General features: G+C 54.3%; 14 protein-coding genes. 8 read left to right on the top strand and 6 right to left on the bottom strand.

The genetic code is table 11. From position 1 onward, the window contains the following. Positions 1-41: 41 nt before the first annotated feature. On the bottom strand, positions 42-539 hold the full coding sequence (locus F6Y09_RS18230) for an RNA pyrophosphohydrolase (RefSeq protein ID WP_152208388.1): 498 nt from the start codon (positions 537-539) through the stop codon (positions 42-44). Between the two features lie 231 nt (positions 540-770). On the opposite strand from F6Y09_RS18230, the gene F6Y09_RS18235 reads away from it, so the two are divergent. Then, positions 771-1,427: a histidinol-phosphatase gene (locus F6Y09_RS18235; protein ID WP_152208389.1), complete on the top strand. Its 657-nt coding sequence runs from the start codon at positions 771-773 to the stop codon at positions 1,425-1,427. A 13-nt stretch (positions 1,428-1,440) separates the two neighbouring features. Continuing rightward, positions 1,441-2,628 carry an imelysin family protein gene (locus tag F6Y09_RS18240; protein ID WP_179959466.1) on the top strand — a complete coding sequence of 396 codons (1,188 nt, stop codon included), beginning with the start codon at positions 1,441-1,443 and terminating at the stop codon, positions 2,626-2,628. Here F6Y09_RS18240 and F6Y09_RS18245 read toward each other — a convergent pair. The 5 genes from F6Y09_RS18245 to F6Y09_RS18265 all read right to left on the bottom strand — a co-directional run bounded on the left by F6Y09_RS18245 (position 2,608) and on the right by F6Y09_RS18265 (position 6,407). Beyond that, entirely contained in the window at positions 2,608-3,804 is a 1,197-nt protein-coding gene (locus tag F6Y09_RS18245; RefSeq protein WP_152208391.1) for a class I SAM-dependent rRNA methyltransferase, read from the bottom strand. The two genes, F6Y09_RS18240 and F6Y09_RS18245, sit on opposite strands and share 21 nt — an antisense overlap. A 110-nt stretch (positions 3,805-3,914) precedes the next feature. Beyond that, a complete protein-coding gene (gene gcvH, locus F6Y09_RS18250; RefSeq protein ID WP_152208392.1) occupies positions 3,915-4,307 on the bottom strand; it encodes a glycine cleavage system protein GcvH in 393 nt (130 codons plus the stop codon). A gap of 169 nt (positions 4,308-4,476) precedes the next feature. Continuing rightward, positions 4,477-5,283 carry a 3',5'-cyclic-AMP phosphodiesterase gene (gene cpdA / locus F6Y09_RS18255; RefSeq protein ID WP_152208393.1) on the bottom strand — a complete coding sequence of 269 codons (807 nt, stop codon included), beginning with the start codon at positions 5,281-5,283 and terminating at the stop codon, positions 4,477-4,479. 13 nt (positions 5,284-5,296) lie between these two features. Next, positions 5,297-5,794 carry a DUF1249 domain-containing protein gene (locus tag F6Y09_RS18260; RefSeq protein WP_425481862.1) on the bottom strand — a complete coding sequence of 166 codons (498 nt, stop codon included), beginning with the start codon at positions 5,792-5,794 and terminating at the stop codon, positions 5,297-5,299. Further along, positions 5,781-6,407, bottom strand: a complete 627-nt coding sequence (locus tag F6Y09_RS18265) for an NUDIX domain-containing protein (RefSeq protein ID WP_152208394.1) — start codon at positions 6,405-6,407, stop codon at positions 5,781-5,783. The genes F6Y09_RS18260 and F6Y09_RS18265 overlap by 14 nt, the downstream gene beginning before the upstream one ends. A 542-nt stretch (positions 6,408-6,949) precedes the next feature. Between F6Y09_RS18265 and F6Y09_RS18270 the strand changes: the two genes are divergently transcribed. The 6 genes from F6Y09_RS18270 to F6Y09_RS18295 are packed head-to-tail and all read left to right on the top strand — an operon-like array spanning position 6,950 to position 13,599. Continuing rightward, positions 6,950-7,960 carry a chromate resistance protein ChrB domain-containing protein gene (locus tag F6Y09_RS18270; RefSeq protein ID WP_152208395.1) on the top strand — a complete coding sequence of 337 codons (1,011 nt, stop codon included), beginning with the start codon at positions 6,950-6,952 and terminating at the stop codon, positions 7,958-7,960. Next, positions 7,960-8,616, top strand: coding sequence for a ferric reductase-like transmembrane domain-containing protein (locus tag F6Y09_RS18275; protein WP_152208396.1), 657 nt, complete (start codon positions 7,960-7,962; stop codon positions 8,614-8,616). The genes F6Y09_RS18270 and F6Y09_RS18275 overlap by 1 nt, the downstream gene beginning before the upstream one ends. 21 nt (positions 8,617-8,637) lie before the next feature. Next, positions 8,638-9,519: a TolB family protein gene (locus tag F6Y09_RS18280; RefSeq protein WP_152208397.1), complete on the top strand. Its 882-nt coding sequence runs from the start codon at positions 8,638-8,640 to the stop codon at positions 9,517-9,519. Beyond that, on the top strand, positions 9,513-10,583 hold the full coding sequence (locus F6Y09_RS18285) for a hypothetical protein (protein ID WP_152208398.1): 1,071 nt from the start codon (positions 9,513-9,515) through the stop codon (positions 10,581-10,583). The genes F6Y09_RS18280 and F6Y09_RS18285 overlap by 7 nt, the downstream gene beginning before the upstream one ends. A gap of 18 nt (positions 10,584-10,601) precedes the next feature. Next, positions 10,602-13,178 (top strand): PKD domain-containing protein, encoded by a 2,577-nt coding sequence (locus F6Y09_RS18290; RefSeq protein WP_152208399.1) that lies wholly within the window; start codon positions 10,602-10,604, stop codon positions 13,176-13,178. 13 nt (positions 13,179-13,191) lie between these two features. Beyond that, positions 13,192-13,599, top strand: coding sequence for a hypothetical protein (locus F6Y09_RS18295; RefSeq protein WP_152208400.1), 408 nt, complete (start codon positions 13,192-13,194; stop codon positions 13,597-13,599). Positions 13,600-13,601 lie beyond the last annotated feature (2 nt).

A 13,601-nucleotide genomic window follows, 5' to 3' on the forward strand; every position in this document is an offset into this window, starting at 1 on the left:
GGCTCAATCCGTCATTATTGATCCTGTGAACGTCGCTGGAGCTAACTCCGGCCAGTCTGCTCCATATCACGGAACAGTCTCGGCGCCAGTTCTCTCAGTGCACGTCTGTATACCTCTCGCTTAAACGATACTACCTGACCGAGCGGGTACCAATAGCTTACCCATTGCCAGCCATCGAACTCTGGTGAATCTGTGCCATCAACGCGCACTTGCGCATCCGGCGAAAGCATCCGCAGCAGGAACCATTTCTGTTTTTGCCCAACACAGATCGGGTGCGAGTTATGTCGCACCATACGCCTGGGAAGCCGATAGCGGAGCCAGCCCCGGGTGCAGCTGATGATTTCGACATCCCCAGCGCCCAGACCGATTTCCTCTCCAAGCTCCCGGTACAATGCCTCTTCCGGTGATTCGTTGTGATTGATACCACCTTGGGGAAATTGCCAGGAGTCCTGCCCTATTCGCCTCGCCCAGAGCACTTCGCCTCTGTGGTTGGTCAGAATGATTCCGACGTTGGGTCTGAAACCGTCTGAATCGATCACGGCACAGTCCTGTATAGAAGTCGGTATATGTCCAAGTTGACTTCATTCTTACAGAAAGCCCAACCTTCGGCAAACGAAGCCGTTATCTTTTCAGCATGTTAGAATGGCGCCCGCTGACCGGAACAAATTCCAACCCGATGTCAGGACTCAGGCCCAAAGCAGCGGCTTGTGATTGTTACCAAAGCACTCACCGAAAAAGCCCCAATGAAAAGCCAAAGAAGGAGCTGTGATTTGACCCTGGCCATATTTGATCTCGACAACACGTTGTTGGCGGGTGACAGCGATCATGCCTGGAACGAGTTCCTGGTAGAAGAAGGCATCGTAGACGCCGAAACATACCAGCACGCCAACGACCAGTTCTATCAGGACTACCTCAACGGCGACCTGGATATTTTGCGGTATCTGCGCTTTGCCCTCGAACCACTCTCGCTGCACGAGCCGAAAGAACTTGAGCGATGGCGGGTTCGTTTCCTCGAACGCAAGATCCGGCCTATGCTCCAGATCAAGGCCACAGCCTTGCTGGATCACCATCGCGAGCTAGGCCACACTTTGATGATCATCACCGCCACCAACCGGTTCGTAACGGAGCCGGTAGCCGACGTACTGGGCATAAAGCACCTCATAGCCACGGACCCCGAGATCGTTAATGGTCGCTACACTGGCGGCGTGGCAGGCATACCCAGCTTTCAGGGCGGCAAGGTAACCCGACTGCTTGAGTGGCTTGAACATCAGCAAATGACCCTGGACGACGCCTGGTTTTACAGCGACTCCCACAACGACCTGCCATTGCTCAATAAAGTCTCCCATCCGGTCGCGGTCGACCCGGACCCCACCCTGGCGGCCCATGCCCGTAAACACAGTTGGGATATCATTTCCCTACGGGACTGAAAGGAGTATCCCTATGCGAGCGCAGGCTTTTTGGATCACGTTGTTGCCAGCAATGCTGCTGCTAACCGCCTGCGACGGGCCGCCTGGACCGGAGAGCGGGAAATCCGACCAGAGTCCTTCAAGCGCAGAACTTTCAGGTGTTATTCGCGATCAGGTTGATCAGTTGAGCACTTCGGTGTGCGAGTCAGCGAAGAACCTCAAAGACGGCGTTAAAGCTTTCCTTGACTCACCCGGCCCAGAGACACTGATCAACGCGCGGGCTCAGTGGCGCCGGGCCCATCAATCCTACACCGATCTCGTTGTGGCCTATAAGCTGGCCGGGCAGGAACTGCCAAATATCCACGAGGACCGGGATACCCTGGATGCCTATCCGTTACTCCCGGGCTATCTGGACCGCGTGCCCGGTTATCCTCGCAGCGGTATTGTCTATTCAGAGGTGCCGCTGACGCCGGCTTTTCTGCAGGAAGAACACCAGTCAACGGACTTTCTCTATCTCACCCTGGGATTTCACCCGCTGGAAACCATGCTCTGGGGTAGTGCAGATCAGACTACTGACGAGCAAGTGGTGCTCTACACCAAAACAGACAGTGTGGATAAAGACCAGATCGATTCCCGCTCCCGCCGAGCCGACTTACTCAGGCTTATAGCTCACGGTCTGAACCGGGATGCCGGGATGCACTGCCCACCAGCCGGACTAATTCCTGTTATGAGCGAACTGACACGGCTGAAAGGGAGTGAGAACAGCGCAAAGCAGGCCATCGCGGAGGTACTTGGAGGCTTGATTGAGCCCCGGCTCTCGGCCTGGCAAACCAATACGGTTGGTGAAGATCGAAACGGAATGCCGGTGTGGCACGCCCCCTTTGCCAAAACCGATTTCACTGAAATGTCAGCCCAGGTCAACGCCTTGCGGGCCCAGTGGCTCCCGGCCCTGGCGCCAAACGCTGCGGATGCCGATTCCAGAAGCGTCCTGGAAGAGCGGTTTGCAGTACTTGCAGAGCGACTCGATCAGCATGCTGCAGCGGGCAGTAATCAGACCGTTGACGATATAACCCATACCCGGGATGAACTTAACGCACTTTTAGCGGCATTGAGCCTTGCGCCGCAGCGCGAAGAGTCGAGTCAGAGCGATGCGCCCCCTGACCCGGTGGATAATAATGAGCAGGCTCTCGGACCTCTGGATTCAGAAGAATCCCGTGAGTGAGCGCACGAAGCAGGACTTGATGTAATCGGTCTCCGGAATGCCCGGCACAATGGGGTGGTCTGGCGCCTGATGCCCCTGCTCCAGCAGCTGAACAAACCGGTCAATCTTGCGACCACTGCCCCTTATGATGTCCACCAGTTTTTCCTGGGACAGATGCATTGAACAGGAGGCCGAAACCAGCAGGCCATCCCGATCCAACAATCGCAGCGCCAGTTGGTTCAGCCTGGCGTAGGCCTGCTCACCGGCTTTCTGATCCCGACGGCGGGGAATCAACGCCGGCGGGTCCAATACCACAATGTCGTACTTTTCTTTTTCATCGCACAGAACCTTCAATGCTTCGAAGGCATCACCTTCCAGGGTCTCGATATTGTCCAACCCGTTGAGCCTGGCGTTATGGTGAACGGCGTCCAGCGCCTGGGCTGAACTGTCCAGAAACGAGACGTGGGACGCGCCCGCGCAGGCTGCCTGAATGCCCCACCCTCCGACATAACTGAACACATCCAGCACCCGTTTGCCCGGGGCATAGGCTTGCAGGCGCTGTCGGTTCATCCGGTGATCGTAGAACCAGCCGGTTTTCTGACCACCGGCAAGGGGCACTTCGAAATTCACGCCGTTCTCGCGAACGTTCAGGACGTCCACGGTCGCCCCATTGATCTGCTCGACGTAACTGGCAAGACCTTCGACCTGACGCATCTTGCCATCATTTTTCAATACCACAATGGTGTCATGCACCAGCCGCTGGACCGCACGTACGATGGCATCCTTCATGGCTTCCATGCCGGCAGTGGAGATCTGCACCACCACAACCTGGTCAAACCGGTCGATCACCAGGCCGGAAAGGCCATCACTGTCTCCGAATACCCAACGGTAAAACGGCTCGGGAAATAACCGTTCTCTCAGGTTCAGGGCCATTTCCATGCGGTAAGTCAAACGTTGGGCGGTCATACCATGGGCGGCATCCCGGCTGATCAGACGGCCGCAAATCAGGGTATGGGGGTTAACAAAGACCGTTCCCAACGGTTTATCCACCGATGATCGCAGCTCAGCCTGGCTGCCCGCTTCGAAGTCGGTCAGCGGCGAACGCTGGGTATCCACTTCGTTGCTGTACACCCACAGATGCCCTGCCCGCAGACGGCGCTCTGCGCCTTTTCGCAAGTACAGTACCGGAAACTTCATAACAACCACCCATGAGAACACAAAGTAAAAAGCGGATCATACACGGGACGAAGCTATCGGGTTCACAACTATCCGGTTCATGTTGCCGCGGAATGACACGAAACCGGGAACTACTCTTCAGCAGCTACGTGTGCGGCATAGGTTTCGGCATCCATCAAACTGTCGAGCTCGCCCGGGTCCGCCAGCCTGACCTTGAATAACCAGCCATCGCCGTAAGGGTCTTCGTTCACTTTCTCCGGTTCATCTTCAAGACTCTCATTAACTTCAAGAACCTCCCCGGTCACCGGACTGAAAACATCGGACGCCGACTTGACGGACTCCGCCACACCGGCCTCCTCACCTCCGGTAACCATCGCGCCGATATCCGGCACACCGATATAGACCACATCACCCAGTTTTTCCTGGGCGTAATCGGTAATACCGACCGTGCCGGTACCGTCTTCAGCCAACCTTACCCATTGGTGCGTTTCAATATACTTAACGTCTGCGGGAATATCGCTCATCACTGAATCCTTGCCTGGTTTTTCCGGCAGTTTAACCGATGGCACCACGATGGCAAGGAACACTGAAAAACGACAGTATGCCAGGTACGACGCGCGCGAACTGTTGAAGCCGTGAAGAGGGAGAATGGCAGAGCAGGAATCCCGCAAAGCGGGGAATCCTTATCAGCGATCAGTAACCGGTGCTGTTGCAATCAAGGTCATACTCAAAATCATCTGCCCGGCAAACGCCGGTTTCAAAATCTCCCGAGCGGTGAAGATCAAACCAGCGGTACCCCGGCGCTTTTTCCTCAACGGAGAATTTCCGGGCCCCGCTCTTGAACTGAATGCATGTGGAGGGCGTGGCCAACAGCCGAACATCATGACGTAGCGCGTCAAATTCCTGATGGATGTGACCCCAGAGCACAACTTTAACGTGCGAAAAGCGGTCTATCACTTGCCAGAACGCTTCGCGATTGCGCAGACCAATCTCTGCCATCCATTCACACCCGATGTCCACCGGATGATGGTGCAGATTAACCAGTGCGGGCAACTGCGGGTGAACTGAAAGCGAAGCACTCAGAAACTCGAGTTCTTCCGCCGACAACTCGCCATACACTTTCCCAGGCACCGAGGTGTCAAGCTGAATGAACTGCCAGCCGCCGGCGATCACCTGGCGACGGCCATGGTCTGTACCTGCGATCACCTGCCGAAGTACGGGTCCGTGATCGTGGTTGCCTGGCAGCCATACCGAGGGGCAATTGAAGGCCTTTAACTTATCAGCGAACACACGATAGGCCTCTTCGCTGCCGTCCTGAGCCAGATCGCCGGTCGCCAGGAGCAAGTCTGGTGTCACGGGGTCCTTCAACGCCAGCGTGATAACGGCATCAAGGCTATCCCGGGTATTCACACCCAGAAGCGCACCTGAAGGGTCAGCCATCAAATGGGGATCGGTTAGCTGTATAACCCGCAACGGGGAGGCCTTCTCGGTGTTTGTCATCTTGATTCGGCGTTCAACCTTCGTCCACGTTATCGCCGGACGGCCAACCGGTAAGGGCAAGTGGCAGATGGCCAAAACGCAGACAAAAATCCAGCCAGTCGGCGAGAAAGCTGTTTACCTGCACTTTTTCGTCCGGGTGATGCATGTAGCGGTTGGGGTAATCGTTAACCGCTGCAATCTGACGGTCACGATAACAGCTGATCACCTCAGCCATCGAGGCATCATGGTATATACGAACCGTGAGCTGCGGATTGTTTAGCCATTTGCCAGCGTTGTGAACCTGCTCGAAGAGTACCGTTTCTGTAAACCGGGCCTGCTGTAACACCTTGAGCCGGACCCGGCCAAAGTATTCCTCTCCCCGATGCAGTTCAAACTCCGAAACCGGCTCGCCTTTGGCTTCAAGTTGTCGCAGCCGGCAGATGCGCATGTAGTTGCCCTCGCACAACGCGCCAAGACGCCTCAGGTCCGGAACGTAACGCTTGCGCCTGGCAGCCCACTCATACACGGTCATACCACTCCTGCTGCAGACGCTGACGATTCAGTTGAAGCCACTGTATACCTATAATAGCAGCCGCGTTGTTGATGCGACCGTCCGCAATCATTGCGATTGCCTCGTCGGCGCTGAATATATGCGCCCGAATATCTTCATGCTCATGCTCGACCCCAAAGAGTCCCCCGGCGGATTCGGTGCTGACGCACCCGCAGAACAGGTGGATCATTTCTGTGGTGCCTCCCGGGGAGACCAGATAATTACAGATGGGTTCGAGCACACTGAAACTCAGTCCCGCTTCTTCGCCACCTTCCCGCTGGGCCACGTCTTCGGGGGTTTCACCCGGCTCGTTCATGCCTGCGACCAGCTCGAGCAACCACGGTGACTGGTTTCGCGCCAATGCGCCGGGCCGGAACTGCTCCAGCAAGACCACTTCATCCCGGCCTGGGTCATAAGGCAATACGCAGGTGGCGTCTCCGCGGATGAAGAGCTCACGGGTAAACACAGGCGATTCCCGTCCATCAAAACGCTTGTGGCTCAGCCAGAGCTTGTCCATGCGGAAGAAGCCCTGATAAACGGTTTCGCGTTTTTCGATTGTTACATCGCTGTCTTGAAACTGGAACGGTTCGGTCATTTCAGATCCGGTTGTGGAATCGATTCTGAACGATAGCCGGAACTATGTGGTTACTGCAAGCTCGGGCCCAGCCTCCCAGCTTCGGTCAGGCAGTCATCGGGAACCCCTTTCCAAAACTGCGCGGAGCCATGGATGGCGGAGCCCAAGCGCCCCATGGATGGGCTTGAGCGTGTTTTGGAAAGGGGTTCCCAATGACTGCCCTATAATCCGAGGCGCCTTCATTTTTATCAGCTAGTTATCCATATAAACACACTGCAAGATTCAGGATGGAGGTAAAAACTGGCGCAAGAAATCTGAAGCGGAGTTCAGGCTGACGGGGTAATTCTCAGCGCCAGAATAATAGAGCCCATCTACATGGTTCAGCCTGAATGGAGCCTTCTGGCATATCTGATCATGCTTACAGATTGTTACCATATTTTGCGCCGGAGATTTGAGCAAAACCGTTACTCCTGCTAAGTTACGAACATAATTAAAATGCGTTAATAAAATGAGCGTTATAAGTCCATGAAGGCTGCGTTCATATTGAATTTAAGGGATTAAGCATGAAATTCTGGCATGGACTGGCCTTGTTTGCCCTCCTCGTTGCAACTTTTTCGTATGCATCCATAAGCGACTCATTTGGCAGGAAAGCCTACGGCACCTGGCAAAGCCTCGAGCCTGACTCCTGGGCGTCCGTATGGTTAATACGCACCCATATCGATCCCGACGCAGACATCGTCATCCGACCTGCCGGTTCTCGTCTTGACGTCGAGACCCCTTTCGCCACCCCTGATAGTGCCTATTCTCGCGACAAGCAGTCTTCCGGATTTGAAAAGCTCCTTGGCCATATTGAGGAACCTGATACCGCCCTGATCCGAATGGGGGAAATTATTCACGGTATGGAGAGCGCAACCTGGTCATTCGAAGAAGATGAAGCACCAAGAATAGTTGAGCAGGCTTATCGGACCCTTCAGGCTCGCTTTGACCGTCAATACGTTCCAGCTATCTGTTATGGCCAGTTCTTTGACACGCTTTACCAATCAGTCAAGCAAAAGGATGACTCAACCCAAATGTCCCGGGCTCTGGATGGGGCTCTGGCAGCTATCTCAGCCGATTGCGAATGGGCGGCTGCAGGCGGGGCAGGTGACATTGCGTTAAAAGAGAAAAACCACGTAGAGACTGTGCCGGTGGCCGAAATCTTGTCGCCTATCGCATCAGGCCGAAAGGTTATTTTCGTAGATACTCGGGAAACGCAGGAGTTTGATGAAAGTCATATTCCCGGCGCCATCAATATCAAGCTTCGCGATATCAACGACGAGTCTGTGGCAGCGCTAAAGGGTGCGGATCTCGTCGTTAGCTATTGCCTGAAAGATTTTCGCGGGTACGAGGTAGCGAGGAAGCTGATGCACCACGGTGTTGAAAATTCAGCCATTATGGATCCGCATGGGTATGTCGCCTGGCGGGCCCTGGGCCTCCCCATAGCCATAGAGAATGAGCCTGGCGCCTCTGCACTGGCCCGACTCGATTCATGCGCACAAGATCCCGTGAAGTGCCTGAATAAGGATGTTCAATAATGGTTCAACGGATGCTCCGCTCAAATCTATTCTGGGAAGTTTTGGCGCTGGTTATCATTTCTGCTTCGGTGGCAACTTGGGTAAACAGTGTTTCTCCACTCGATAGCTGGCGGTGGAGTGAGCCGCCCGGTCAGGGATTCTATCTGCTCTCGAAGTTGTTCGGTCTGTTGGCCGTCGCCGCAATCTGGTGGCAGGTCCTGGCAGCTATTCTGAATCACCCGACCATTTCCTCCGAGCGGCTTCGAGGGCACAGGTATATGGGAGTCGTGCTCATGCTTACCGCGCTTCTTCATTACATGTTTTTTGTATCGGCGGTCTATTTACGGAATCAGACCTTCCCTTTTGAGCTGCTTTACCCGGTGTTTGATAATTACTTCAAGCTCAGCTTGAGCGCTGGCTGGTTCGCGTTCATATGCCTCGTCGTAACATTTGCGGCGGCAGTATTCAGACGGAAGCTTGGCACAGCCTGGCGCCTTGCACACAGGCTTGCATACCTCGCTGTCATTTTCGGTGTGTTACACGGTTTCCTGATTGGCACGGAAACCGGGTACGGACTTTTCTCCTATATCTATTATCTTCTGATCGCCACGATTGTCGTGGCGCTCGTTACAAGGATTGTTTCAGCAGGACGAAAGCCGCTGTTTGCCACTGGATGATTTCGGGCTCGGAAGTTGATTATGAAGAAGTACAAATATTTGACGCTGATCCTAGGGATTTTACTTCACTCTAATGTCAGTGCGGCTACCTGTGATTCATATCCCGAAGACCTGGCGTTTATGGGATATGAAGGTGATCGGTGGCGGCTGTATATTGCTGAGAGCGAGGAAAACCTCAGAGCAATTGATGTAGCGGTTGAACCGAGATCCTTTGCCTACAACCCCGACACTGCGACCTTTCTTTATATCGGGATCAATGATGGTATCTACCTCTCGAAAGACGGTCGTGATCGTGAAATTTCCAAGCCTGAAGGTCACGCCTCTTTTACGCAGCCTGCAATAAGTCCGGATGGTGAAACTGCCTATCTCGTTGAGATGAAGGATGGCAACAGTAAAGACACCGATATTATTCAACTTGAGCTGGAACGCCAGGTTTTTGCACCTGTATCGACACAACGGTCGGCTCAGTTCGAGCCGTTTGCAACACAGACTACACTCTTCTTTTCGAACGTTACCTGTGTGGAATCCTGCGGGCGGATTATCCAGGAAGTGTGGTCCAGAGATCTGGCCAGCGGCACATCCCGACAAGTCACCCTGTTAAACAACATATCCAAACAGGCTGTGTATTCGGATGTAGCCAATCGCATTTACTTCAGTTCCAACAGCGATGGCAACTACGCAATATGGGCTCACGACCTATCAGAGAACCAGACAGTCCGCCTGACTAACGGCCCTGGCATCGACCTCTATCCCGCTGTATCTGGCGAGGGCACAGTGTTTTTTGTTCGGAGAGAGGCTGGCCACTCGCGGCTAATGTGTAAAAACGGCGCTAACGGTGCCATCGAAATGCCGATTCCGGAAACAATCACTGATTTACGCGAACTGAAGGTTTCACCATGGTAGTCCGTTTTATCATTTTCTGTCTTGCGATTTACCCCCCACTCGCTTCTGCCGTCACGATCGAAGAGTACGACAGACCTGCGTTCAACCCGTCCAATGGCGAGCAATTCGAGATTCCCATAATCCCGGAAGCGTCTGGTGCGCTTGTTGTTGTTATCACAACTGCCGATGGCGACGAAGTAAAACGGCTTGAGACGACAGTGCCGGACATCGCCGTGGGTGAACGGATCATTGTGAAGTGGGACGGTCGGGATGCCAACAACACGGTCGTGCCGGACGAAGCCTATATCCCGGTTTTGATCATGGATGGGACTGTGAGCAATCCCGCTGAATACAGCGGCGGAGAGGTAATAGAAAGCATAAAGCCTGATTTCTCCAGCAAAGGAGTGATCTCATTCAGGCTGGAAGAACCCTCACGCATTCTCATACGAACCGGTATTCAGGGTGGGCCCTTAATGCGCACCCTTGCCAACTGGGAACCGCGAGCGCCCGGAAAGAATATTGTTCGCTGGGACGGATATGACAAGGACGGCATCGTTAATTTGATGGAAGAACCCGACCTGGGTGTTTTATTGACCGGGTTCCGGTTGCCAGCCCAAAGCATCATCACCCTTGGTAGTGATGAAGATTATTCAAAATGGAGGGCCGCTCACGGCTGGCGAGATGAAATGCCGGATCCCGAGTCTGTGGTGCTCCAAAGAAATGGCGAGCGATTGTCTCGACATTTCTTCTTGCCCCGCATTGCTGAACGCGAGCCGGAACTGTTGCTCAGGGTCAATAACGAAACAGTGAATGATCAGAGCGTATCGGTTGACGGGCCATTCACCATAACGGTTGATCTCGACAGCACAGACCAATGGGCCATGGACCAGAGTCAGTACGAAGTGGCGTTTTTTATTAATGGCGAGTTCGTAGCTGAAGAAGAACAGGGGTACGTTCCGCTGAAATGGCGGTGGAACCCCACGGGTTTGAAGCCTGGGAAGCACACATTAACGGTCAACGTCTCCAGCTTTAATGGCGCGGTAGGCGTTCGAACGTTTGAGTTTACAACACTTGGTGACAGGTAATTGGGCAGGGAGAGCGTGATGAACATGCACCGTCAGGGAACGACATCCCGGAAATCCACCGGGTTCACAGCATTGGTGTTATTACTGGCATTTTGGGCAATAGCCCCTGCTGCTTTTGCAAAGGCGAACTCCTGGGGGCATGCCAGTGTGGAAGTGCAATCGTTGATCAACGGCGAATCAGCCCATGAAGAACCGGGCCACGTAGCCCTTGTGGGAGCTCCGATCCATCGCCGGATATTTGTAGAGAATAATGGTGAAACAAAACTCATGTGGGTGACTGTTTTTGACGTGCAGGCCTCCGGTTATGTGCCAGCGTGCGTCTACATTCTTATGTTTCCGGGCGAAAGACGAGAGTGCAGTCTCGGTCTTGCCGCTGAAGAGGGGCCTCACACCCTGACAACCTACGTGGCCGCCCGCGGCGTATTTTGGTGGACCCGGGTCTCAGCGACCGACGTTCAACACTATTATGGCATCCCAGATTACCCGTCGGTTGAAGCCGAGGCGTTCATTAATGGAGAAGTAGCATCCTCTGCTCCCGGCCCCGAACTTACAGAGGGTGACGAATATGAACGGTCATTTCGTGTGACCAACACCGGGCCGTTGGCGTTGAGTGACGTAGAGGTCAGTCAGGTAACTGAGGACGGTAACGTTGCTGAAACTATCTGCGTGATTGATCAACTTGACCCGGAGGAGGAACAGCAGTGTAGCTCCACGACGACGGCTGAAATGGGCAGTTATGAGGCCGAAGTTACCGTCATAGGCAAAGCAGTGGCCGAATTGACGGCCGAAACTGACACCATGGTCTACTACACTGGCGTTGAGGATGAGCAGCTCGCTGCCAACCCGCGTGCGACTCCTGATAAAGGCCCTGCCCCACTCTCTGTCACCTTTATTCCGGATGTAACAACCAACACCGCCATTGAGCGGTACCAGTGGGATATGGATGGAAACGGAAGTTTCGAGCGCTCTGAAACGGTAGGAAGAAACCAACAACATACCTACAGCGAACCAGGCGAGTACGAGGCGACACTGCGAGTTACGGACAGCCGCGGGGAAATAGTAGATGGTGTTGTAAAGGTGACCGTTACCAACTCGCCACCAAGGATCACTTCCGCAGAGGCGAGCCCCTCAACCGGTGAACTGCCGTTGGCCGTCCAGTTTCGCGTGACAGCCGAAGATAGTGATGGAATTGAATCCGTTGCCTTTGATCTTCACGGTGATGACACCTACGACATAACCGAGAATACCAGCGGCACCCGTATTACGGTTACAACTGCGCATATTTATGAAGACGAGGGTAACTTCCAGCCCCGGATACTGGTAACGGATGCCCTGGGCGAAACCGCAACAGCAAGCTTCCCCACCCTGGAGGTTCGCGCACTCGAGGCAGGTTCTCCAACAGTAACAGCGTCGGCCACCCCGCAATCCGGCAAGGCTCCGCTGGTGGTGAGTTTAAATGCATCTGCCTCTGACCCGGATGACCTCGAGATGACAACGTGGGAATGGGATCTGGACGGTGATGGATCCTACGACCTGCAGTCGACCACCTCTGCTGATGTTACGCACACGTACCCGCGACCGGGCACTTATTTCCCGCGAGTTCGTGTGACATCTGAAGACGGCCAGACAGCAGAGGACGTCGTGAGGATTGAAGTCACCGCCGATTTCGACCTGACAGTGTCCGTTGGCACGATTGACGCAACCCTGAGTGACACCGTCAGTATCAACACCGAATTAGGAGGCGATGTTCCTGTGAGCGTTGTGCTGGAAACACCCGGTGGCGCCCTGGCCCGCACACTGGTGCCCTGGACGGAGCGAGCACTTGGCGAGTACACCGATACCTGGGATGGCATGGACGACGAAGGCATGCCAGTCAAGGAGGGAGAGTACCGCGCAATACTCCTCTATGAAATTGATGACGAAGTTCGCCGGCTAGATGCCGGGGCAGGCACGGGTGGCCGTCAATACAATCCCTCCCGGAGCAGAATCCCTTCCACTTTCAAGCCATTGGCGGGCGAGCCGCTGAAAATCACCTTTACGTTGCCGCGTGCTTCGCAAGTAACAGCGTTTATGGGTCTTTTCAACGTTAATACCCGGCTTGTCACGTTTATGCAGCGTGAAGTCCTTGGCAAAGGCACCCATGAAATCACCTGGAATGGTGAAGACGATAGCGGTGCGCTGATTGAGCTGCCATCCAACGAAAGCTTCCTCTTCGGAGTCTGGGGCTGGTACTTACCCGACAACGCTGTCTTTGTCCGTAGCGGCGCCCATGTCACCTCAGTGAGTGTGTCCCCCAAAATACTGGTGCCCAGCAGTCGTGCCCGCGAGGAAAGCAATCGGGAAGCAAAGCTGGATTTCACGTTGGAAGGCCAGGCCGATATTGAAGTTACTATCGATAACACCGAAACCGGCACCCAGGTGTTTAAACAAACCTACCCGACATTCGAGGAAGGTGAAAACAGCATTTCCTGGGATGGTCGAGGATCGAATGGCGACTACGTCGCACCAGGCACTTACCGAATCGGCGTCACCGCCATCGATGGCCAGAACCACCGTTCGATGACGGTGTTCGGCTTGCAACAAGTTTATTACTAGGGGAGGAAGGAACATGAACCTGGTTACCTTTAAAAGAACCATTTGCCTGGCACTTCTTACAGCTTTCATGAGTGGCCGTATAATCGCCGCCCCTCCTCTGACGCCAGAGAGCTATGTCACAATCGATCTAAGCGCCCAGGCGGTGACCGTTGAGGGCATCTACCAGCGCCTTGTCCGGTTGCAGAAAAGCCCTTACGACGACGAGGACCAGCTTCGGGTTGGCCAGTTGGTTCAGAGCGAAGTGGGCCTGATTTTTCAAGAGTACGGCGTGACTCAAACCGAGTTCCTGAAATACGGCGCGCAACACGAATCAGAAATCAATCAGTGGCTACAGGAAAACCCCTCTGCAGCGCGAGAATATGACGCGCTCGAACAACGCAGAACCAGCCTTTCCACCCAGATCCGAGCCATCAAGGAGTAGCA

This window comes from Marinobacter changyiensis (genome assembly GCF_009193265.1).
GTDB classification, from domain to species: Bacteria; Pseudomonadota; Gammaproteobacteria; order Pseudomonadales; family Oleiphilaceae; genus Marinobacter; species Marinobacter changyiensis.